Source organism: Marinomonas algae (genome assembly GCF_047525555.1).
Classification (GTDB): domain Bacteria; phylum Pseudomonadota; class Gammaproteobacteria; order Pseudomonadales; family Marinomonadaceae; genus Marinomonas.
Genome location: NZ_JBLIXK010000015.1, coordinates 1 through 22,236, shown reverse-complemented (window position 1 = coordinate 22,236; position 22,236 = coordinate 1). Strand labels below are relative to the sequence as shown.

Genomic DNA, 22,236 nt, shown 5'->3' with positions numbered 1-22,236 from the left:
TAACTGTAAACAAAGTATTTATTGCTTTATCAACACAAACAATAAAATGGAGCGGGAAACGAGGCTCGAACTCGCGACCCCAACCTTGGCAAGGTTGTGCTCTACCACTGAGCTATTCCCGCATTGCATGCTGCCCTACTCTATTCAGGTAACATATTGCTCTTTTATCAAAAAAGAACATCAAAATTAGTGGCGTCCCATAGGGGGTTCGAACCCCTGTTACCGCCGTGAAAGGGCGGTGTCCTAGACCTCTAGACGAATGGGACGCAAATCAGTTTTGACATAACTGTAAACAAAGTATTTATTGCTTTATCAACACAAACAATAAAATGGAGCGGGAAACGAGGCTCGAACTCGCGACCCCAACCTTGGCAAGGTTGTGCTCTACCACTGAGCTATTCCCGCAACAATAATACTTCTCACACAAAACCTTCTCATTCAGAGAAAACTAGGTAAACTAACAACCAACCGTATGAAAGGATGGCGTCCCATAGGGGGTTCGAACCCCTGTTACCGCCGTGAAAGGGCGGTGTCCTAGGCCTCTAGACGAATGGGACAACGTAACAATCTTGCTGTGTGAGCGGGTGCGTATATTACTGTTACTCATCATAAAATCAATAGTTTTTTTTATTAATTTAAGCAACTTAGAAGAAAAGTCGCTTTTAAAATCAATTGGATTGGAGCTTGTATGCTAAACAAACAACTTTTTTTAACCTTATCTCTTTCTGCTCTTTTATTAGCTGGGTGCTCCACAACACATTACATAAGCATTAGCCCACAACCAGAAATAAGTACAAACACCCTCTCCAACGATCGAGTGATCAACGTGTCCACCAGCACAAAACTAACCACAACAGTGGGCACTATAAAAACAGGTCTTAATGAACGTGCAGACATATATGCGAACAATGATGTTGCCGCAAGCGTAAAAGAAAGTGTCCTTAAAGGTTTACGTGATTTGGGCTTCACTCCAGATCAAGGTGTAATGCCTGCAGCTGATTTGCAAATCGAAATTACAAAGATGAGCTACACCACAAAAGTAGAAGCGTTAAAAACCATTGCTACTTTAGATTTTGAGCTAAAAACAACTCTAGCAGCCAAAGGTCAAACTTATAAAGCAAACTATGGCTCTCAAAAAGTTAGAGAATACGGCACCATGCCATATCAACAAGCAATAGAAGACGATATGAATGACCTTGCTAGCCAAACCGTTAACCGCCTTCTAAGTGATCCGAACATCATCACCTTACTAAAATAAGCTTCACACCTAAAATGCCTCTTCATGTATTGGACGTGAAGAGGCATTATTGTAACTTACAACTTAAACAGTCACTTCCAACACACTTAGACTCAGTTGAACACGACTTCTTCTGCTCAAATTTAATAAGGATTAAATGGTGCAAATTCTTAAATCAAACAAACTTGCCAACATTTGTTACGAAATCCGCGGGCCTGTTTTAAAAGAAGCCATGCGAATGGAAGATGAAGGCCAACGTATTTTAAAGCTCAACATTGGCAACCCAGCGCCATTTGGTTTTGAAGCTCCTGATGAAATACTTGTAGATGTCATTCGCAACCTACCAACATCACAAGGTTACTGCGATTCAAAAGGGTTATTCTCAGCCAGAAAAGCGGTCATGCAAAAATACCAAGCACTGGGAATCAAATCTGTCGATGTAAATCATGTGTGGATGGGCAATGGCGTCAGTGAATTGATTGTGATGGCGATGCAAGGTTTACTTAATGATGGTGACGAAATCCTCATCCCCGCTCCTGACTATCCATTATGGACTGCTGCCGCAACTTTGTCTGGCGGCTATGTAAGACATTACCTATGCGATGAAGGCGCAGGCTGGCAGCCAGATATCAACGACATTCGCGCAAAGATCTCCAACAAAACCAAAGCCATTGTCATTATCAACCCGAACAACCCTACTGGCGCGGTTTATGAAAAAGAAGTTTTAGAATCTATTGTTAATTTGGCAGAAGAGCACAACCTACTAATCTTCTCTGATGAAATATACGACAAAATACTTTACGACGGCGCACAGCATATTCCAACAGCCACACTCACCGAAGGCCGAGCACCTTGTGTAACATTTGGCGGCTTATCAAAAGTGTATCGGACGGCTGGTTTTCGTTCTGGCTGGATGACCATCACGGGCGATCGCAGCGGCATCCAAGATTATATCGAAGGCTTAGATATTCTAAGCTCAATGCGACTTTGCGCGAACGTTCCGGCTCAACATGCCGTACAAACCGCTCTTGGTGGTTATCAAAGCATTAATGAGCTTATCGTTCCTGGCGGCCGCTTCTATGAACAACGCAAAGTAGCGTGGGAAGCTCTAGATGCCATTCCTGGCGTCCACTGTCACAAACCAGAAGGCGCTCTCTATCTGTTCCCTCGACTAGACCCAAAAGTCTATCAAATACAAAACGACATGGATCTGGTACTGCAATTCTTACAGGAAGAAAAAGTTCTTATTGTACAAGGCACAGGATTTAACTGGCCGACACCTGATCACGTACGATTTGTCTTCTTGCCTCATATAGAAGAACTGGCTCCTGCTATGGAGCGCTTTGATGCATTTTTAGGCCGATTAAGGAAGCGTTAAACCTAGGGAAGGTTCGAATAAGTCTTCTGAACTTCAGTCTTATCAGAGAAACGGTCTATCAAGGCAAGAGTGAGCAGGAATGTTAATACCTTTCAATTACTCTTAACGCAGAGAGGCCGCTTCTCTGAAAGACCCGAAGGGCGTGGGCTAAACACTTTTTATTCTTTGTTAAGCCTCTTGCCAATATGCTCATATTGGACTGCGAAGCTTGCCTCGAATAATAAAGGTTTATCCACACGCTGAAGCCAGTGGACTCGTTCGCACCTTCCCTAGCACCCTCACCTCTTGAAATAATCCAATAAAGCCCTACTATGCTCCTTAACAGTTTATTAAGGAGCATAGCTATGCGCATCATTCTGTTTTTACTGACAAACTTAGCCATCATGGTGGTGGCAGGCATTGTATTAAGCCTTTTAGGTGTTAACGGTTATATGACCAGCAACGGTCTAGACTTTACATCTTTATTGATTTTTTGCGGTGTATTTGGTTTTGCTGGAAGCTTTGTTTCTCTTCTTCTTTCTAAGTTCATGGCCAAAAAAGGCTCTGGTGCTGTGGTTATCGAACAACCACGAAACCATAAAGAGGTTTGGCTACTTGATACAGTGAAAGAGCTTTCAGACAAAGCGAACATTAAGATGCCTGAGGTCGCCATTTTTCCTTCCCACGACGCAAATGCTTTTGCGACAGGCTGGAATAAAAACGCAGCGCTTGTGGCGGTTTCTAGCGGCATGATGGACCGTTTCTCACCAGACGAGATTAAAGCCGTTCTTGGTCACGAAATTGGTCACGTAGCAAACGGCGACATGATTACCTTGTCTTTGATTCAAGGCGTGGTAAACACTTTCGTTATGTTTTTTGCTCGCATAGCAGCTTATGCGGTCGATCAATTCCTACGCAAAGACGACAACGAAGGCTCTGTAGGCTGGGGCTATTACATTGCTACATTTGTTTTCGAGGTCATTTTCGGCATTCTTGCCTCTATGATTGTCATGTGGTTTTCTCGTTACCGCGAATTTAGAGCCGATGAAGCCGGAGCAAGACTGGCAGGCAAAGGCGCAATGATTGCAGCCTTAGCGCGCCTACAACAAGAGCATGAGCAAACGCACATGCCAGACTCAATGCTAGCTTTTGGCATCCGCCGAGGCAAAGCACCAACACTAGGTGAGCTATTTTCTAGCCACCCACCAATTGAAGATCGAATCAAAGCACTACAAGCTTTGTAATAGATTCGTTATGAAAAACAAAAACGCCAATATCTGTGATATTGGCGTTTTTTATTTAAAGGGGTTGTGAACGACTAGAACTACTTAGTTTTATTTCGGATAGTTTCCAAAATATAGGCCGTTAGTGGAATGCCAGCTTCTTTCCCTACATCTAAGAAACGAATGCCATACACATAAAAATACTCCACTCCCATGCGCGCCAAGAAATCATTATCAACCATACTTGCCTGAACTTGCTCAAGCATCTGTATTTCTTGAGAGCGTATTTCACACTCAACCTTCAATATATGACTGTAAGGACCAACCTTCATATTGCACGCCAAACTCATAGTCTGGTTAACCGCACCAAAATCTTCTTTAGAAACTAATTTCGCCCCACCAAGGCTTAAATCAACAAGAATGGCAGATGATGCTTCTTTTATGGAGGTTTTCGTCTTATTGGGTTCTACGTTAGAGATAAGGCGCGTTTCAACCCTTGCCGTCTGACGAACTTCCGAAGTTTCAACATAGCTTGGGTAAGCAACATGAATATGAGCAGCAGGCTCAAGATAACTTTTTGCGATTTTACTGGCAAAAGCACAAACATGGGTACTTAACATTAGCCTGATATTAACTATCTGACTCTCTCGGACGAGAATGTTTTTGCCATTAATTCTAGGGCAAGACAATATCAATGAGTTTCCAGGGATATTGCCAAGAACTTTTACCGTATAGCGCCCAGGTGGTGATATGAACTCTATTTGTACATTTGTCCCTATTGGTACCTCTAGTTCACCTAGATCAACCTGCATTACTCCAGCCATGCACCTACCTTAAATTCTTTATTAATCGTTAATCACAAAACCGGCTGAGCCCAAAAGGCTGAGTACATCATTGTTGTCATGTTTGACAGAACAAGTATTGAACTCGTCTCTTTCTACATAACACTTTCGCAACCAATCAAATACGTTTTTTTCTTGCGCTTCTCGATATTTAAAGCGTAATCTTGCGTCGTCTCTCGCTACATCATATATAGCATGCATACTGCGAGCCAATACTTCTTCATCTGTACGACCTGTGGCTACCTCAAGAGAAGCACACCACCCCGAACTAATAGCGTCGTTCTCATCGATATCAGCTGCGATACCTAAATGTTTGCATAACGCTTTATACACCATCCAAGAGCCTTTCTCACGGCCTTGCTTACTGTAGCCAGCAATATGTGGTGTCGCAATATCAACAAGAGACACAAGCTCTTGATTAATATTGGGCTCATCTTGCCATACATCTAGTATTAGATTTAAATCGCCATCCAAACGCTCGTGAAGCTTGAATAAAGCGGATTCATCAATGACACCGCCTCGCCCCGCAGAAATAATGGTTACACCTGCATTGAGAGCATTTAGCTCTGCTTCACCCAACATACCTTGAGTTGGATGAGAACCACTTTTTGTGAGCGGTGCGTGCAAAGAAATAACATCACAAGCCAATACACCTTCTAAAGAAGTAAAGTTAATATCGCTATTTGTCTCTTCTTTAAATGGATCATAAACGCATACTTGGCATCCCATGGCGGCGAATCGACTGTAGACTTTTTTGCCTACATTACCATAACCAATGACACCGATTTTCTTACCCAGCCAATTAAGCTTCTTCGACAAATGCAAATAACTTAAACCACTAAAAACATAATCCGCAACAGCTTCCGCATTACACCCTGGAGCATTACTAAAGGCAATCCCTGCTTCTTGCAAATAATCCAAGTCGATATGGTCAACACCAATGGTGGCACTCCCGACAAACCGAACTCGACTGCCTTCTAACAGATCTTTAGTGACCTTGGTAACAGATCGAACTAACAATACATCAACATCTTTCACTTGTTCACGAGTTAATGTACGACCATTAACCAGTTCAACATTTCCTAAGCGCGAGAATAAAAGCGCAGCATTAGGCATGTTTTCATCTACAATAATCTTCATATTGTTGTTTTAAAAACTCATCAAAAATCGCATCAGGACAACGCTGAGACAATAAGTACATTGAAAATGAGCGAGCTCGTTGTGGTAGACCAGAAATCAAATAACGCTCGACCTGCGCCATAACAGCACACTCAAAATGCTGTGCGTCATAATCTGGCAAAGACAAATTATCAACACTAACTCTAAAACGCAGCCCTAAAACCCAATGAAAAATACACTCAATGGCCTGAGGTTTCACTTCTACACTTTCAAACTCTTTTTGAGAGAAGAGATCTCGGGTATCTGGATTATACCAATATCCGTAATCCTCTAACTGCCTTCTCTCGTGACCGGCGATACACCAATGACTTATTTCATGTAAAGCACTGGAAACATAATCACTGCGAAAATAAATAACAGCGGGAGCATTGGATTTCGCTGGAACATAAAGTGGCTCATCCGCCCCACCAACAAGACAGGTATTAAAACTTGAAAGGAAATAGGCGTCAAAAGCCTCCACAAGCTGTTTTGCACTTGCCAATGAAAGACTCCAAAAGGAAATAATTATCACATAAGAAATAAAAATACGCTATGTAAAGAAAACTTACATAACGTATTTTTATGATTCAGCTTTAAATGTGAGAAGCCGCAAACTTCCCACACCTAGAAAACAAAAGAGTGTTAGCCGCGGAAGTATCTTGATGGGACAAAAGGCATAGACACTTGCTTCAAAGGAATGCTTTTGCCACGAACACTGGCAAACAAAGGTTTCTCATCGCCTAGAATTTCAGTAGACACATAAGCCATGACTATCGGTTGAGACAAGGTTGGTGAGAATCCGCCGCTTGTCACAACGCCCTGCACTTCGCCTTCTGAATCGATAATTTCGACACCTTCACGAACAGGCGCTCGGCCTTCCACCAAATAACCGACACGCTTTTTCTTAGGCTTGCCAGCAAATTGCGGCAAAATAACATCGGCACCAGGAAAACCACCTGCACGCTCACCATCTAAACGGCGAACTTTTTGAATTGCCCAATTAAGCGACGCTTCGATCGGCGTTGTATTAGTATCAATGTCGTGGCCATACAAACACAAGCCCGCTTCAAGTCTTAATGAGTCACGAGCACCAAGGCCAATCCACTCTACTTCTTCAAAAGCAAGCAAAGCCTTAGCAAAGTCTTCTGCTTTATCATTAGGCACAGATACTTCATAACCATCTTCGCCTGTGTAGCCAGAACAGCTCACCCAAATTTCAACACCTTGCCAATCAAACTTAAGACTTTGCATAAATGTCATTGTGGCAGCATCAGGAACGAGTCGAGCAAAAACATCACGAGCTTTTGGCCCCTGAATTGCCAACAAAGCTCTGTCTTCAATCACTTCAACATCACACTCACCTAAAGACGATTTCAAATAGGCAATGTCTTGTTCTTTACAAGCAGCGTTCACCACCATAAAGACATCATCACCCCAGTTAGCAAACATAAGGTCATCGGTAATGCCGCCTTCCGCTGTTGTGAACATACCGTAGCGTTGCACACCAACAGGCAAATCTAAAACATCAACAGGCAGAATCTGCTCAAGTGCAGTTTTAACGTTTTCACCCTTTAAAATAACCTGCCCCATGTGAGACACGTCAAATAGGCCTGCATTTTCACGAACCCATAAATGCTCTTTCATTACACCCAAAGGATATTGAACAGGCATTTCATAACCAGCGAATTCAACCATTCTTGCACCAGAATCAAGGTGCTGATCATACAAGGCAGTACGTTTCATAGAAAAAACCTTAAATTGAATATTGATAGTGTTTGTTTCCGATTGGAAACAGAGTATCTAAAAACAAACCAACATGACAAGTATTCGAGCCCAGTTTAGTAGAGAAAACAATAAAAATACGGCTAAATACAGGCAAAACCTGATCGAACGGTTAAGTATTTCCAATAAAAAACTTAGCAATTCGATGCTAAGCGCTGTTTCCAATTGGAAACTTTTTTATTATGATAGCCTCAAAATGACGTAAACCGGACAATGACTGACGCTCGTGGAAAGATGATCTTTTTTCATCACCTTAGACTGCCATAGTGTTATTATATGCACGACTCATTGTCTTTTGGGCATACATGTTTATTTAAGAGGAATTTTCCATGGCCAACACCGAAGCCTTTTTCAGCCAAACCCTAGCTGAACGAGATCCAGAACTTTTCGCGACAATTGTTGAAGAGCAAGAACGTCAAGAAACTGGCATTGAATTAATCGCATCTGAAAACATTACCTCTAAAGCGGTTTTAGAAGCGCAAGGTTCTGTACTTACTAATAAGTACGCTGAAGGCTACCCAAACCGTCGTTACTACGGTGGTTGTGAAGCAGTTGATGTAACAGAGCAGCTTGCTATCGACCGTGCTAAGCAGCTTTTTAACTGTGAATTCGCAAACGTTCAACCACACTCTGGCGCTCAAGCAAACGGTGCCGTTATGCTTGCACTGCTTCAGCCAGGTGATACTATCCTTGGTATGTCTTTAGACGCCGGCGGTCACCTAACTCACGGTGCGCCACCAGCACAGTCGGGTAAATGGTTCAACGCTGTACAATACCAAGTAAACCCAGAAACACTATTAATCGATTACGATGCCATTGAAGCGCAAGCACTAGAGTGCAAGCCAAAAATGATCATCGCTGGTGGTTCTGCTATTCCTCGTGTTATCGATTTCAAACGTTTCCGCGAAATCGCTGACAAAGTTGGCGCTTACCTTTTTGTTGATATGGCTCACATCGCTGGTCTTGTTGCCACTGGTGCGCACCCATCTCCACTACCATACGCACACATTGTTACGACAACGACACACAAAACATTGCGCGGCCCTCGTGGCGGTATGATTCTTTCCAACGATCTAGATCTTGGTAAGAAAATCAACTCAGCGGTTTTCCCTGGTTACCAAGGTGGCCCATTGATGCACGTTATCGCTGGTAAAGCAGTGGCTTTCGGTGAAGCGCTTAAGCCTGAGTTTAAAGTGTACATTGATCAAGTTGTTGCCAATGCAAAAGCTTTGGCAGCTGTCATGATCGAACGTGGCTGCGACATCGTTACTGGCGGAACAGACAACCACTTAATGTTGGTTGACCTACGTCCAAAAGGTTTGAAAGGTAACGTAGTGGATAAAGCACTAGAACGTGCTGGTATCACTTGTAACAAAAACGGCATTCCGTTTGATACTGAAAAACCAATGATCACATCTGGTATTCGTATCGGTACACCTGCAGCAACCTCTCGCGGCTTTGGTGTTGAAGAGTTCGAGAAAGTTGGTCATCTAATCAGTGATGTTCTAGATGGTTTGGTTGCTATGCCAGAAGGCAACCCAGAAGTTGAAGCTCGTGTACTTGCAGAAGTAAAAGAGCTTTGCGCACGCTTCCCACTTTACCGCTAAAATCATATAGCCAAGAGCTTTCTCTCTTGGCTATTTTTTTATAAGAGGCAGAAATCTAATGAGCACTATCCCAGAAAATCTAAAATACGCTGACTCTCATGAGTGGGTATTAGACAACGGTGACGGCACAGTAACGATTGGTATCACTGATCATGCACAAGACTTACTTGGCGACGTAGTTTATGTTGAGCTGCCAGAAGTTGGCGCAGAAGTAACAGCAAAAGAGCAATTTTCTCTTGTTGAATCAGTTAAAGCCGCTTCTGACATTTACGCACCAGTAAATGGTGAAATTATTGAAGTAAATGAAGCGCTTGATGATGCCCCAGAGCTAATCAACGAATCTCCTTTTGAAGGCGCATGGATTGCCAAAGTTAAGTTGAGCGATAGCGCTGATCTTGACAAATTGCTTGATGCAACAGGCTACGCCGACTCAATCGAATAGTATCTCTGTATGCTCTTTTACCCTTTCGTAAAAGAGCATATCTCCCCCGTTTTTTTATATAGCTTCTTAAATAGGTAAAACTATGACTTCGTGCATCCGCGATTTGTTAAACAACGACGAATTTATGGCTAGACACATTGGCCCAGACGCTGCAGAGCAAGAAAAAATACTCGCAACCATTGGACGCAGTTCTCTTTCTGAATTAATAGACAAGACTGTCCCTCAAGCCATTCGTCAAGCAAATCTAGATTTATCTGCAGAACCCGTTAGCGAAAGCGATGCTCTTATTCAGCTGAAAGCCATTGCTGAAAAAAACAAGGTTGCACGTTCATTTATCGGTATGGGCTACCACGATACGCACGTTCCTTCCCCTATTTTAAGAAACCTATTAGAAAACCCAGGCTGGTACACGGCTTACACACCTTACCAACCAGAAATTTCTCAAGGCCGATTGGAAGCACTATTGAACTTCCAACAGGTTGTTATTGATCTTACTGGCATGGAAATCTCCAACGCATCTTTGTTGGACGAAGCTACTGCGGCAGCAGAAGCCATGACACTAATGAAACGCTCGAATCGTAAAAAGAGCGATTCCCTGTTTGTCGCAGATCATTGCTTACCACAAACAATCGATGTCATTAAAACACGAGCAGAATTACTCAACATTGATGTGATTGTGGATGACATCGCCAACTTTGCTAACCACGATGTATTCGGTGCTATTTTCCAATACCCAGGTATTGATGGTGCAGTAACGGATTTATCTTCTGTAATTGCTGACGCTCACGAACAAGGCGCGTTGGTTAGTATTGCTGTTGATCTATTGTCATTGGTTCTACTTAAGTCACCAGGTGACATGGGCGCAGACATTGTTTTCGGTAGCGCGCAACGCTTTGGCGTTCCAATGGGATTCGGTGGCCCACACGCCGCTTTCCTAGCAACAAAAGACGCATTCAAACGCTCTATGCCAGGTCGAGTGATCGGCGTATCTAAAGACAGCCACGGCAAACCAGCATTACGTATGGCGATGCAAACACGCGAACAACATATTCGTCGTGAAAAAGCCACATCGAACATTTGTACCGCTCAAGCCTTACTGGCCATGATGGCGGGATTCTATGTGGTTTATCATGGTCCAGCTGGCCTGAAAAAAATCGCAAGCCGCGTTGCCGCTCTAACAGATTGTTTTGCTAAAGCCGTTCAGAAACAAGGCCTAACAACTAACGCTAGTTACTTCGATACAGTTATTGTTAACACAGGAAGCCAAACAGACAGCATTATCGCCAAAGGCGAAACCAAGTTGATGAACTTCTATAAAGTGTCTGATGCGCAAATTTCTGTCTCTTTGAATGAAACCATTACACCAAACGATCTAATCGATTTAGCAGAATGCTTTGGTGCAACACTGACACTAGAAGACGTGATTGGCTCTAATGCTTCTTATGGCTTTGACATTTCTCTACTTCGCCAAGACGACATTTTGACGCACCCTGTTTTCAACAGTCATCACAGCGAAACAGAATTGATGCGCTACATGCACCAATTAGAAGTAAAAGACATCGCATTAAACCAAAGCATGATTCCACTTGGCTCTTGTACAATGAAGCTAAACGCAGCATCAGAAATGATTCCTGTCACTTGGGCGGAATTTGGTCGCATTCACCCATTTGCACCAAATAACCAAGTAAGCGGTTATCATGCTCTGCTACAAGAATTGATCGACATGCTGGCGAAAGCAACTGGCTATGACACCATCTCACTGCAGCCAAACTCAGGCGCACAAGGTGAATACGCAGGCCTAATCGCGATTGATAAATACCACAAATCTCGCGGCGACAATGAGCGAAATATCTGTTTGATCCCTAGCTCTGCTCACGGAACAAACCCAGCGTCTGCCGCACTAGCGGGCATGAAAGTCGTTATCGTGAAATGCGATGAAGATGGCAACATTGATTTGGTTGATCTGTCTGAAAAAGCAGAAAAACACGCAGAGCAACTTAGCTGCATCATGGCAACCTACCCTTCAACGCACGGTGTATTTGAAGAACATATTCGCGAAGTGTGTGACATCGTTCACAAATTTGGCGGACAAGTTTACATCGATGGTGCCAACTTAAACGCACTGGTAGGCGTTGCGCCTCCAGGCGCATTTGGTGGTGACGTTTCTCACCTTAACTTACATAAAACATTCTGTATTCCTCATGGTGGCGGTGGTCCTGGCATGGGCCCAATTGGTGTTAAATCTCATCTTGCGCCTTTCTTACCAGGTCATGCGGTTACACCTGTTATGGGAATGGAAGAACAACATGGCGCCGTTTCCGCCGCGCCTTACGGTAGCGCAAGCATTCTTGTGATCACCTGGATGTACATCAAAATGATGGGCGACAAAGGTCTGCGTGATGCAACCTACAACGCCATTTTGAACGCCAACTACATTGCTAAACGCCTTGGCGAACATTACCCAGTGCTTTACACAGGCAAAAACGACACAGTGGCCCACGAATGTATTATCGACATTCGCCCATTGAAAGCCGAGTCAGGCATCAGTGAAGAAGACATCGCTAAGCGTCTAATGGATTTCGGTTTCCATGCGCCAACCATGTCATTCCCTGTTGCGGGTACCTTGATGATAGAACCAACAGAATCTGAGAACTTAGAAGAATTGGATCGTTTCTGCGATGCCATGATTCAAATTCGCAACGAAATCAGCAAGGTTCAATCAGGTGAATGGACACTAGAAGACAACCCATTAGTAAACGCACCGCACACAGCGGATAGCCTTTTAGATATCGATTGGGAACATGGCTACTCTCGTAAAGACGCCGCTTACCCACTACCTTGGATTAAAGCACGCAAATACTGGCCACCAGTAGGACGCATCGACAACGTCTACGGCGACCGTAACTTGTTCTGCGAATGCCCACCGATAGACAGTTATGAAGACTAAAGCTTTATAAGCTGAAACTAAAAACGAGCCAAATGGCTCGTTTTTTATGCTAGCTCCAATGCTTTTTTGATGTTTTAGCAAGGAAGCTTGATGACTCACTATATTTCTCGGTTGAGCGCTCCACCAAGTAGGTAAAAATAGTTGCTAAAAGCTTGGTTAATAGCTTCACGTTGCCGCCCTTGCGGATAAAGTCCAGCTTTGGCTTCTTCTGAGTATTTGCTGCCTTTGACGAGAAATCGACTCGCTGGTTTGGCGTCTTCTACAAAGGCTTCAAACGCGCGGGCGCACATTTCTTCTGGTTTGGAGTAGTAGAAGATATTGTGTTTTTCGTCGATGCGTTTAGAAGCTTGAAAAAGCTCGCTGGTGTCGTTTCCATCTGAGCTGAGTAAGATGCTTTTAAAGCAGCCACCCAAAAGCGTGTTTAGCGGGTGAGATTTGATATTGCTTGCATCAGGTTCTTGCAACCAATTATTAGACGCAAAACTGGATGATGAAGCGAAGTGAAACATTTTATCGCCCATGTAATGATCGAAAGCGTGGAACCATTCATGGGCCAAGCTCCCTGCTCCAGCATTTTTAGCCAAGGCCAGTTGTCGAGTCGCTGGCATATAGTGAGCCGCTACACCTCGCTGTCCGCCTTTTCCAAACTGAAGCCCAAGTGTTCCTCGTAGAGAAATAAGATGTTCAGGACCTTGTAAAGCGTCCATCAAGTCGTGCAAAGCTTGGTGGAAATTGACCGCCGCTCGATCTCTTTCTTCAGGCGTCACCCAACGGCCCATCTCGATACCACGAAAATCAAACTGGCGGCGAATCGTAACGAAACTAAAATTGGGTGAATCAGATAACATGCAAAGTCTCGGAGTGAATAACCGTTTCAGCCTTTACTTAAAACTCAAGAGACGCTGAATTGTTGGTTAAATTCCGCAATTTTAGCACCTCGAATTTCTTTCAGCACGGCTATTTCTTGTTCTGCCCAATTCTTGGCGCTATGGATACGAGATTCATCGTTAGCCGAAACAGCCGATTCCAACTCGGATTCATAATGATCTAGCAAGGTGTCCAAATCATCTTGGTAAGCTTCTTCAATAAGAGTTAAAGCTAACTGATGCTGATGGCTCAAGGACTTATCCTGATGTTTTTGAACATAAGTCAGTGTATTTTCAAAATACAAACGCTTTAATGGGTCTTCTTGAAGGTCTTGTTTTAAGGTGTTTCTGCGATCATCTGATAACACCCTTGCTGGAGCTACTTCGGATTCATAGCTAACACTGGCTTGAATAACTCCAGCAGGCAATGTGTTCAACACTAAAATAGCGGTCAAAGATTGCAGTTTTCTTAGGAGTACTTTTTTCATAAATCTTGTCTTAATTCATTCGCTTTTTGTATGGTCTAGTTAAAACCATTCTAAAAGTCAGAGCAACAATGAGTGATAAAATGCACATTTAAATCTCATCTTTAGGGATTTACCAATAACCCAAAACTTTCCACCAAAGCCCACCAACAACACCCCAAACGAGTAAGTTAACAACACTCATGACAAAGCCCATTGCCCACCAGTTTTCCATGGACACATAACCTGAACCAAATACAATTGGTGACGTTCCTGTGGCGTAATGAGTAAGAGACATCATGAGAGAAGAGGCACCGGCTAACAACAACCCTAAATATAGAGGCGGCGCACCAAGCGCCAAACCTGCGGCATAGAAAGCTGCAAACATAGCAGTAATATGAGCTGTCGTACTGGCAAAGAAGTAATGTGCGTAGAAATACACGGCTACTAGAATCACCACAGACACACCCCAATCAAAACCAAAATGCGCAATATTGCTTTCTACAACAGAAGAAAACCAACCAACCAACCCAAGCGTATTTAAAAAAGTCGCCATCATTACCAAAGCAGAGAACCAAATGACTGTGTCCCAAGCGGATTTTTCCTTGAGCACATCTTCCCAACTCAAAACGCCTGTTATGAGTAAAATAGACAATCCCAAAAACGCCACAGCGGTTGTGTTCACCGCGTAATCAGAACCAAATAACATAGCAGGCACGCCAGCCCAGAGAATCAACAATAAGGAAAACACACCAACCATGACTTTTTCGCCATAAGACATAGGTCCCATTTCGGCCAGTTTAGATGAGGCGTAATCTTTTGCATCTGGTGTACTTTTAATTTCCGGTGGATAAATCGCATACACAACCAAAGGCACCAAAGCAATACAAACCAAACCAGGTAATAAAGCGGCCAGCGCCCATGTTCCCCAAGTGATACTTATGTTTGCGCCTGTGGCATCGGCAATAAGTTTAACCACCAAAGGATTTGGTGCCGTTGCAGTAATAAACATAGCGGACGTAATTGGGTTAATGTGGTAACTAACCAACGCGAGATAATGTCCAATTTTTCGAGATGTTCCATTATCAGGAGAAGAACCAAAGCTTGTGGCAATGGATTTCATAATGGGGTGAATAATGCCGCCGCCGCGCGCCGTATTACTCGGTGTCACTGGTGCAATGACTAACTCTGATAAAGCCAACGCATAACCAATCCCAATGGTTTTCTTACCAAATAAGGTAATGAAGTAATAGCCAATCCGATTCCCTAAGCCTGTTTTGACTAAACCTCTGGAGATAATGATGGCAATACCTATCAACCAGATAAGAGAATTGGAAAAACCACTTAAAGCATCTTTAATCGCTCCAGACGGGTTGTCATTGGTTACGCCAGTGAATGCAACAAGCGTAATAGCGAGAACAGCAATAGCGCCAATCGGCATGGCCTTGCCAATAATGGCGACCACGGTTCCAACAAACAAAGCCAATAAATGCCAAGCATTTTCGGTCACACCATCAGGTACAGGAACAACAAACCAAATAAGTAAAATAGTAGCAACAGAAATAAACCCAGGAACAGCACGAACATCAGAGACTTTCATTTTAATCATCCTAGTCATTAAACGATTCTCTTACTTATTTAAAGCACGAGAAAATGCGCCTTAAATAGCCTGACTACCATGTTACTCTTCCATTTTTTAATCAGTGATGACCTATATCATGGAAAACCAAAGGGGTTGAGTTGCACAAAAAAAGACCTGCATTGAGCAAGTCTTCTTGATTGATTTATAGATAGGTCTAGCGGATATGTTTTTTAGAAAGCTGAAACAAGCTTGTTATTCATCAAGTCTTGCCACTCTTTATCAAGCGGTGCTTCAAACAACATGCGTTCGCCATTCAACATAATGTCTAATCGCGTAGCATGTAGACACAAACGCTTAAAACCAAGCGCCTTTGTTTCTTTTAATGACTCTGCTGGTGAATACTTGTCATCACCAACGATTGGATAACCTGCATGCAATGTATGAACTCGAATTTGATGAGTTCGACCTGTCACAGGTTCACACTCAACTAAGCTGTAGCCTTCAAACTGACGAACTAATTTAAATCGAGTCAGACTCTCTTTGCCATCAGTGTGAACTTTCACAATACGCTCGCCAGATTTTAGTTCGTTTTTTAATAGTGGCGCATTCACCTGAAGTTTACGTTTTGGCCAGCTGCCATACACCAAAGCGAGATATGTTTTTTGCACGCCTTCTTTTTCTCGCAAAGCAGTATGCAGCTCTTTCAATACCGCTCGCTTTTTTGCAATCATGATAAGACCAGACGTATCACGGTCCAGTCGATGAACAAGCTCAACGAACTTTTCTAAAGGTCGCATTTGTCGAATGACTTCAACTAACCCAAAACTCAAACCACTACCACCATGAACAGCCAAGCCCGATGGTTTATTAACGACAATTAACCCTTTGTCTTCATAAACAATTCGTGACTCAATTTCGCTTTTTAGTCGTTCCGACAAAACAGGCTTTTCTGATTCTGGCGCAATCACAATCGGCGCGATACGAACTATATCTTCATTTTGAAGACGGTAATCTGGCTTAGTTCGCTTTTTGTTAACACGAATTTCGCCTTTTCTAAGCAAGTTGTAGATTTTCCCTTTCGGTACACCTTTCAAAAAGGTCACCAAAAAATTATCAATTCGTTGGCCCTCATTATTATCGTCAATTGTGACGTAGCGAACTGCGGGACGCTCTGCTAAATTCTGTTCTGAGTCCGACATAATCAAAGATTGGTTTCCTTTATAATTGAAGCACTTAGTTTTTACTGTTATATTCACATTCGCAAAGGGTAAGAGGCAACAAAACACCTCGAAGATAAGATGCAAGAATTGAATGAACACTGCCGAAGCGACACTTTGGCCCCTATCTTACCTCTGTAACAGTTAATCTTAAATAATAAACCGCATGATTCGGAAAAATCCGCTTCAGTGGAAGGAATTCTCATTATATTGCTCGACCGCGCGTTCGCGTTGTTTCATAAAAGCAAAGAAACGAGACCGGTTAAAAGAGACTATTTAGTATTCATCAAGGCAGCGAACCGCACAAAGCGTTTAATCCAAAAAAATAAACGAATCGCGTACTCCTCTTGCCAGAAAAGACTGAATGACTTGCTCTAAAGCTGAGTCAGATTGATTAATGGTTACCTATCGCTGCAGTGACTCTTTTCGTATCAGCGCTAACAGAGCTCACACATACAATGATTAGAATGTTAATAAATGCAACTCAACAAGAAGAGTTGCGCGTCGCCCTTGTAGACGGTCAACGTCTATACGATCTAGATATCGAATCCGGTTCTCGTGAACAAAAGAAATCGAACATTTATAAAGGCCGAATTACTCGTATTGAACCGAGTCTTGAAGCTGCATTTGTTGATTTTGGCGCAGAACGTCATGGCTTCCTTCCTCTTAAAGAAATCTCCAAAACTTACTTCTCTAAAAAATCCAATCACGAAGGCCGAGTTAACATCAAAGATGTGTTAAGCGAAGGTCAAGAAGTTATCGTACAAGTGGATAAAGAAGAGCGTGGCAACAAAGGCGCTGCACTAACGACTTTTGTTAGCCTAGCCGGTCGTTACCTAGTTTTGATGCCAAATAATCCTCGTGCTGGTGGTATTTCTCGCCGCATCGATGGTGATGACAGATCCCATCTAAAAGAAGCAATGTCCGGCCTTAATACACCAGAAAACGGTGGTTTGATTGTTCGTACGGCTGGCGTTGGCCGCTCTACTGAAGAACTACAATGGGATTTGGATTACCTTGATACACTTTGGAACTCCATCACCAAAGCGGCTTCAGAAAAGCCTGCACCATTTTTGATTTATCAAGAAAGTAACATTGTTATCCGTGCTATTCGTGATTACTTGCGCGAAGACATTGGTGAAGTACTGATTGATGAAAAAGACGCTTATCAAGATGCCATTAACTTTGTTATGCAAGTTATGCCGCACTTTAAGTCGCGCATTAAAATGTACACAGACTCCACGCCTTTGTTTAACCGTTTCCAGATCGAAACTCAGATTGAAACAGCTTTCCAACGTGAAGTACGCCTACCTTCTGGTGGCTCAATCGTTATTGACCCAACCGAAGCCTTGGTTTCTATCGACATCAACTCCGCTCGCGCAACCAAAGGCGGAGACATTGAAGAAACAGCACTACAAACCAACTTAGAAGCTGCAGACGAAATTGCTCGCCAATTGCGTCTACGAGATATTGGTGGCTTGGTAGTTATCGACTTTATCGATATGACGCCAGTGCGTAACCAAAAAGAAGTTGAAAACCGCATGAAGAACGCGCTTGAAGCTGACCGCGCACGCGTTCAGATTGGCCGTATTTCTCGCTTTGGCTTGCTTGAAATGTCTCGCCAACGCTTGCGCCCTTCTCTTGGTGAAACCAGCGGTATCGTTTGTCCACGCTGTAACGGTCAAGGTTTCATTCGTGATGTTGAATCCCTTGCCCTTTCTGTTTTACGTCTAATCGAGGAAGAGTGTGCAAAAGAGCGCACAGCTCAAATCCGCGCCGTATTGCCTGTTTCTGTTGCTACTTTCTTGCTAAACGAGAAACGTACTAACATCGCGAAGATCGAAAAACGCAATCACGTGCATATCATTCTTGTGCCGAATCCGCACATGGAAACACCGCACTTTGAAGTAGAGCGTATTCGTGATGACAGTACAGTTGTCTCTCAGAATGAGAACAGCTACACATTGGTTGAAACACCAGAACAGCCACCGTATGAGCCTCGTCAAACAAGTGAAAATGTTCGCCCACAAGCAGCAGTAACAAGTATTGCACCGAAGTTGCCGGCTCCAGCGCATACAGAAACACCTGCAGCGACACAAAGCAGTGCTCCTAAAGCGAAAAAGCCAGGTCTTTTCACTCGTATTTTGACAGCTTTGTTCGGGGATGCTTCTAGTAAGCAATCACCTAAACAGAAGAGCAAAACAAGCTCGCCAAAAGCAAACACGAAAACGTCTTCATCACAAAACGATCGCACAGCAAGTAAAACTACCGGCAATCGTAGTAACCGCAATAAGCGTAACGTGAAGCACCAAAACTCTGATCGTGACAATAACGCGACAGAAAAGAGCCAAAACCGCTCTACTCGCCAATCTCGCAGAGAACAGGCAGAAGCTGGCACGAAAGGAAACAACCGTCGAAATAACCGCAACAATAAGCAAGACAACTTAGATTCAAAAGTTGAAAAGCAAGAAGCAGCGGTTAAGACTCCTCGTCAGCAACCTAAGGCGAAAGACGTTCCTGAAGTAAAAGAACGCAAACGCGACCGCAACGATAACCGTCGTCGCAGTGGCAAGTTAAAAGATGAAGCTTTAGAAGCAGCAAAACTACAAGAGCAAGAAGATGCGGCTCTAATTGAAGCTGCTAAAAACACATTAACAGAAAACAATGAAAGCACTGATGAGCCACAACGTCGCTCTCGCCGCTCTCGTCGTTCTCGTCGTCCACAAAAAGACGAAGTAAACACTCAGGAAACAACTGAGAATACAAACGAGAAAGTTGAGAAAGAAGCGGATAACGTAACGCCAAAATCAGAATCTACTCCGGCTTTAGAAGCTAAAGTAGAAGAAACTGTTGCATCAGAAAAAACGGTTGAAGAATCCGCACCTGAGCCAGAAGCTAAGCCTCAAGCCAAAGCGACTAAACCTAAAATGTCGGTTAAAGCTCAAATGAGTAAAGTGGAAGCCACTCAGCAGCACAACGAAAAGACAACAGAAACTGAAGAACCTAAAGAAGCTGCAGCTGCTGTGATCGAAACTCCAAAAGTAGAAGAGCCAAAAGCAGAAACTACCAAGGAAGAAACACCAGCGCCTGAAGCCTCAAAAGCGGAAGAGGCTAAGGTAGAGGTTACTAAAGAAGAAGCCCCAGTAATTGAAGCTCAAAAAGCTGAAGAGCCTAAAGTAGAAGCTATCAAGGAAGAAGCACCTGTTGTCGAAACAGTAGGAACAGAAGCACCAAAAACTGAAACGCCTGTCGTTGAAGTAACTGAAGAAGCTTCTGTAAAAAATGCAGCAAGTGAGCCAGCCGAAACGACTGACAGCGCTCCTGCTCCTGTAGAAAACACTGTTACAGCTTCTGAAACTAAGAAGCCTGTTCGCACACCTCGTCGTGGTCGCGGAAAACCAGCAGCAACACCTACAGCTGAAGTGAAAGCACCTGTTGAACTACCAGCAGCCATTCTTGCACAGCAAGAAAAGCTACGCTTAGAGCAAGAAGAAAAGCGTAAGGCAAACACCTCTCGTCGACGTGCTAATACTGGTCGAGTGAAAAACGACCCAAGATTAGCCCGCGAAGATAACGGTGCAGAAACTACCTCAGGCTCTAATGTAGAATAATTTTCTTTATCTACTTAGACTGAGTAAAGAGCCCGCCCATGCGGGCTCTTTAGCAACTGAAAATAGATACTTCAATGTATTCATATGAACATACAGAATGCACAGGTAAAACCTAATGGTTATTGATTTTTCTCGATTTAAAGATTGGAACCTAGTTGGTGATTTGTTTGGCGGTGCCACAACAGCCATCGTTTCCCTCCCGCTTGCTCTTGCTTTTGGTGTAGCGTCAGGTGCAGGTGCAGAAGCCGGATTATGGGGTGCCATTCTGGTTGGTTTCTTTGCTGCTGTTTTTGGTGGCTCAACTAGCTTAATCTCGGAACCAACCGGCCCGATGACAGTCATTATGACAGCCGTGCTAACCAGCATGATCGCCAACAGCCCAGAAGGCGGGCTGGCAATGGCTTTTACGGTTGTCATGATTGCAGGATTATTTCAAATAACACTTGGTTATTTGAAACTCGGAAAATACATCACTTTAATGCCCTACAGTGTAATTTCAGGCTTTATGTCTGGGATTGGCGTTATTCTCATCGTATTGCAGTTAGCGCCTTTCTTAGGGCACCCTTCTCCAGCAGGTGGTGTCATGGGAACAATAAGCGCACTACCAAGCTTAATTTTAAACCTGCATTTTTCAGAGTTATTCCTAGGTCTATTAACTCTTGGTGTATTGTTTTATCTACCTAAAAAGTGGCGTCGTTATGTTCCCCCACAACTGGTTGCCTTAGTAGCCATTACGCTCGTTTCAATTATTTTATTTGATAACGATGATGTTCGACGAATTGGTTTGATCCCATCCGGCTTACCTTCTATTCAATGGCCGCATTTTGAAGCTTCCGTCCTAGTTGAAATGATCATTGATGGCTTGGTTCTAGGAACACTAGGCTGTATCGATACTCTATTAACTGCCGTCATAGCAGACAGCCTGACTCGTAAAGAGCACGATTCTAATCGTGAATTGATTGGCCAAGGAATAGCAAACTTAACATCAGGCTTTTTAGGTGGTCTACCTGGAGCCGGGGCAACAATGGGTACGGTTGTGAATATCCAAACAGGAGGTAAATCTCCTCTTGCCGCCATCACACGTGCGTTTATATTATTGCTTGTCGTACTTGGGGCTTCTCAATTAATCAGCCCAATTCCAATGGCTGTTTTGGCAGGCATTGCACTTTATGTTGGTCTTAACATTCTTGACTGGAGCTTCTTAAAACGCGCCCATAAGGTGGCTCTCTCCCCTACTATCATCATGTATGGTGTGATGGCATTAACCGTGTTCGTTGACCTTATGGTTGCTGTGGGTATTGGCGTCTTTATTGCCAACATCATGACTATTGAGAAATTAAGTCGCCTTCAATCTGGTAACGTCAAAGCCATTAGCGATGCTGATGATGACATTTTGCTCACAGAAGAAGAAAGGGAATTACTGGATCAAGCCGATGGTCGTGTTTTGCTATTTTATCTCTCTGGCCCAATGATCTTTGGGGCAAGTAAAGCAATCGCTAAACATCATAATAGAATCCACAATTATAAAGCTGTGGTATTAGACCTAAGTGCGGTTCCTATGATGGACCTCACCATCAGCTTAGCATTGGAAAATGCCATTAAAGATGCAGTAGAAGCCAACTGTGCTGTTTATATCTTCAGCCCTAACGGACAAACCACAGAACGCTTAGAAAAATTAGGCGTATCAAAACGTCTACCACATAATGCTTTTTGTGATTCTAGACACTCAGCTCTACTGCTTGCCGTTAATAACCTTTCTTAATAACCCCCTAAAAACACTGTGACTAGTCCTGATATAGGTTGACACTTATTCAGGTTCTAAAACGCTCGATGAACCTCATCGGGCGTTTTGTATTTTAAGGCCATATGTGGCCGACTCTTATTATAACTTTCTACCGACT

Annotated in this window: 16 protein-coding genes and 4 tRNA genes; 8 read left to right on the top strand and 12 right to left on the bottom strand. The window is 43.4% G+C overall.

Features of this window, described 5'->3' with window-relative positions; translation table 11 throughout:
* Positions 1-47: 47 nt before the first annotated feature.
* The 4 genes from ACMUMQ_RS15310 to ACMUMQ_RS15295 form a co-directional block, all read right to left on the bottom strand.
* A tRNA-Gly gene (locus ACMUMQ_RS15310) sits at positions 48-122 on the bottom strand.
* 68 nt (positions 123-190) lie between these two features.
* Positions 191-266 (bottom strand) — tRNA-Glu (locus tag ACMUMQ_RS15305).
* 64 nt (positions 267-330) lie between these two features.
* Positions 331-405 (bottom strand) — tRNA-Gly (locus ACMUMQ_RS15300).
* Between the two features lie 76 nt (positions 406-481).
* Positions 482-557: transfer RNA gene (locus tag ACMUMQ_RS15295), tRNA-Glu, on the bottom strand.
* A gap of 131 nt (positions 558-688) precedes the next feature.
* On the opposite strand from ACMUMQ_RS15295, the gene ACMUMQ_RS15290 reads away from it, so the two are divergent.
* The 3 genes from ACMUMQ_RS15290 (at position 689) to htpX (ending at position 3,838) form a co-directional block, all read left to right on the top strand.
* On the top strand, positions 689-1,258 hold the full coding sequence (locus ACMUMQ_RS15290; protein ID WP_414682780.1) for a YajG family lipoprotein: 570 nt from the start codon (positions 689-691) through the stop codon (positions 1,256-1,258).
* Between the two features lie 136 nt (positions 1,259-1,394).
* On the top strand, positions 1,395-2,615 hold the full coding sequence (locus ACMUMQ_RS15285; protein ID WP_414682779.1) for a pyridoxal phosphate-dependent aminotransferase: 1,221 nt from the start codon (positions 1,395-1,397) through the stop codon (positions 2,613-2,615).
* Between the two features lie 344 nt (positions 2,616-2,959).
* The gene (gene htpX, locus ACMUMQ_RS15280) at positions 2,960-3,838 is read left to right on the top strand and encodes a protease HtpX (protein ID WP_414682778.1); all 879 of its coding nucleotides are present in this window, start codon (positions 2,960-2,962) and stop codon (positions 3,836-3,838) included.
* 80 nt (positions 3,839-3,918) lie between these two features.
* Here htpX and ACMUMQ_RS15275 read toward each other — a convergent pair whose 3' ends face one another.
* From ACMUMQ_RS15275 to gcvT, 4 genes are all read right to left on the bottom strand, one after another.
* Positions 3,919-4,641: a flagellar brake protein gene (locus tag ACMUMQ_RS15275; RefSeq protein ID WP_414682777.1), complete on the bottom strand. Its 723-nt coding sequence runs from the start codon at positions 4,639-4,641 to the stop codon at positions 3,919-3,921.
* Between the two features lie 21 nt (positions 4,642-4,662).
* Positions 4,663-5,799: a 4-phosphoerythronate dehydrogenase gene (locus ACMUMQ_RS15270; protein ID WP_414682776.1), complete on the bottom strand. Its 1,137-nt coding sequence runs from the start codon at positions 5,797-5,799 to the stop codon at positions 4,663-4,665.
* The gene (locus ACMUMQ_RS15265) at positions 5,780-6,319 is read right to left on the bottom strand and encodes an elongation factor P hydroxylase (RefSeq protein ID WP_414682775.1); all 540 of its coding nucleotides are present in this window, start codon (positions 6,317-6,319) and stop codon (positions 5,780-5,782) included. The genes ACMUMQ_RS15270 and ACMUMQ_RS15265 overlap by 20 nt, the downstream gene beginning before the upstream one ends.
* Before the next feature lie 140 nt (positions 6,320-6,459).
* Positions 6,460-7,560: a glycine cleavage system aminomethyltransferase GcvT gene (gene gcvT / locus ACMUMQ_RS15260; protein ID WP_414682774.1), complete on the bottom strand. Its 1,101-nt coding sequence runs from the start codon at positions 7,558-7,560 to the stop codon at positions 6,460-6,462.
* Positions 7,561-7,928: 368 nt separating this feature from the next.
* Here gcvT and glyA point away from each other — a divergent pair, with 368 nt between their 5' ends.
* The 3 genes from glyA to gcvP all read left to right on the top strand — a co-directional run bounded on the left by glyA (position 7,929) and on the right by gcvP (position 12,595).
* The gene (glyA, locus tag ACMUMQ_RS15255; protein ID WP_414682773.1) at positions 7,929-9,206 is read left to right on the top strand and encodes a serine hydroxymethyltransferase; all 1,278 of its coding nucleotides are present in this window, start codon (positions 7,929-7,931) and stop codon (positions 9,204-9,206) included.
* Between the two features lie 58 nt (positions 9,207-9,264).
* Positions 9,265-9,648 (top strand): glycine cleavage system protein GcvH, encoded by a 384-nt coding sequence (gcvH, locus tag ACMUMQ_RS15250; protein WP_317004045.1) that lies wholly within the window; start codon positions 9,265-9,267, stop codon positions 9,646-9,648.
* Between the two features lie 82 nt (positions 9,649-9,730).
* Positions 9,731-12,595 carry an aminomethyl-transferring glycine dehydrogenase gene (gcvP, locus tag ACMUMQ_RS15245; protein ID WP_414682772.1) on the top strand — a complete coding sequence of 955 codons (2,865 nt, stop codon included), beginning with the start codon at positions 9,731-9,733 and terminating at the stop codon, positions 12,593-12,595.
* A 98-nt stretch (positions 12,596-12,693) separates the two neighbouring features.
* Here the strand turns inward: gcvP and ACMUMQ_RS15240 are convergent, their stop codons facing one another.
* The 4 genes from ACMUMQ_RS15240 to rluC all read right to left on the bottom strand — a co-directional run bounded on the left by ACMUMQ_RS15240 (position 12,694) and on the right by rluC (position 16,706).
* Positions 12,694-13,443, bottom strand: a complete 750-nt coding sequence (locus tag ACMUMQ_RS15240) for a CLCA_X family protein (protein ID WP_414682771.1) — start codon at positions 13,441-13,443, stop codon at positions 12,694-12,696.
* A 44-nt stretch (positions 13,444-13,487) separates the two neighbouring features.
* Positions 13,488-13,949, bottom strand: coding sequence for a hypothetical protein (locus ACMUMQ_RS15235; protein ID WP_414682770.1), 462 nt, complete (start codon positions 13,947-13,949; stop codon positions 13,488-13,490).
* A gap of 109 nt (positions 13,950-14,058) precedes the next feature.
* On the bottom strand, positions 14,059-15,525 hold the full coding sequence (locus ACMUMQ_RS15230) for an anion permease (RefSeq protein ID WP_414682769.1): 1,467 nt from the start codon (positions 15,523-15,525) through the stop codon (positions 14,059-14,061).
* Between the two features lie 212 nt (positions 15,526-15,737).
* Positions 15,738-16,706, bottom strand: coding sequence for a 23S rRNA pseudouridine(955/2504/2580) synthase RluC (rluC, locus tag ACMUMQ_RS15225; RefSeq protein WP_414682768.1), 969 nt, complete (start codon positions 16,704-16,706; stop codon positions 15,738-15,740).
* Positions 16,707-17,182: 476 nt separating this feature from the next.
* On the opposite strand from rluC, the gene rne reads away from it, so the two are divergent.
* On the top strand, positions 17,183-20,335 hold the full coding sequence (gene rne / locus ACMUMQ_RS15220; RefSeq protein ID WP_414682767.1) for a ribonuclease E: 3,153 nt from the start codon (positions 17,183-17,185) through the stop codon (positions 20,333-20,335).
* Positions 20,336-20,450: 115 nt separating this feature from the next.
* Positions 20,451-22,097, top strand: coding sequence for a SulP family inorganic anion transporter (locus ACMUMQ_RS15215; protein ID WP_414682766.1), 1,647 nt, complete (start codon positions 20,451-20,453; stop codon positions 22,095-22,097).
* Positions 22,098-22,236 lie beyond the last annotated feature (139 nt).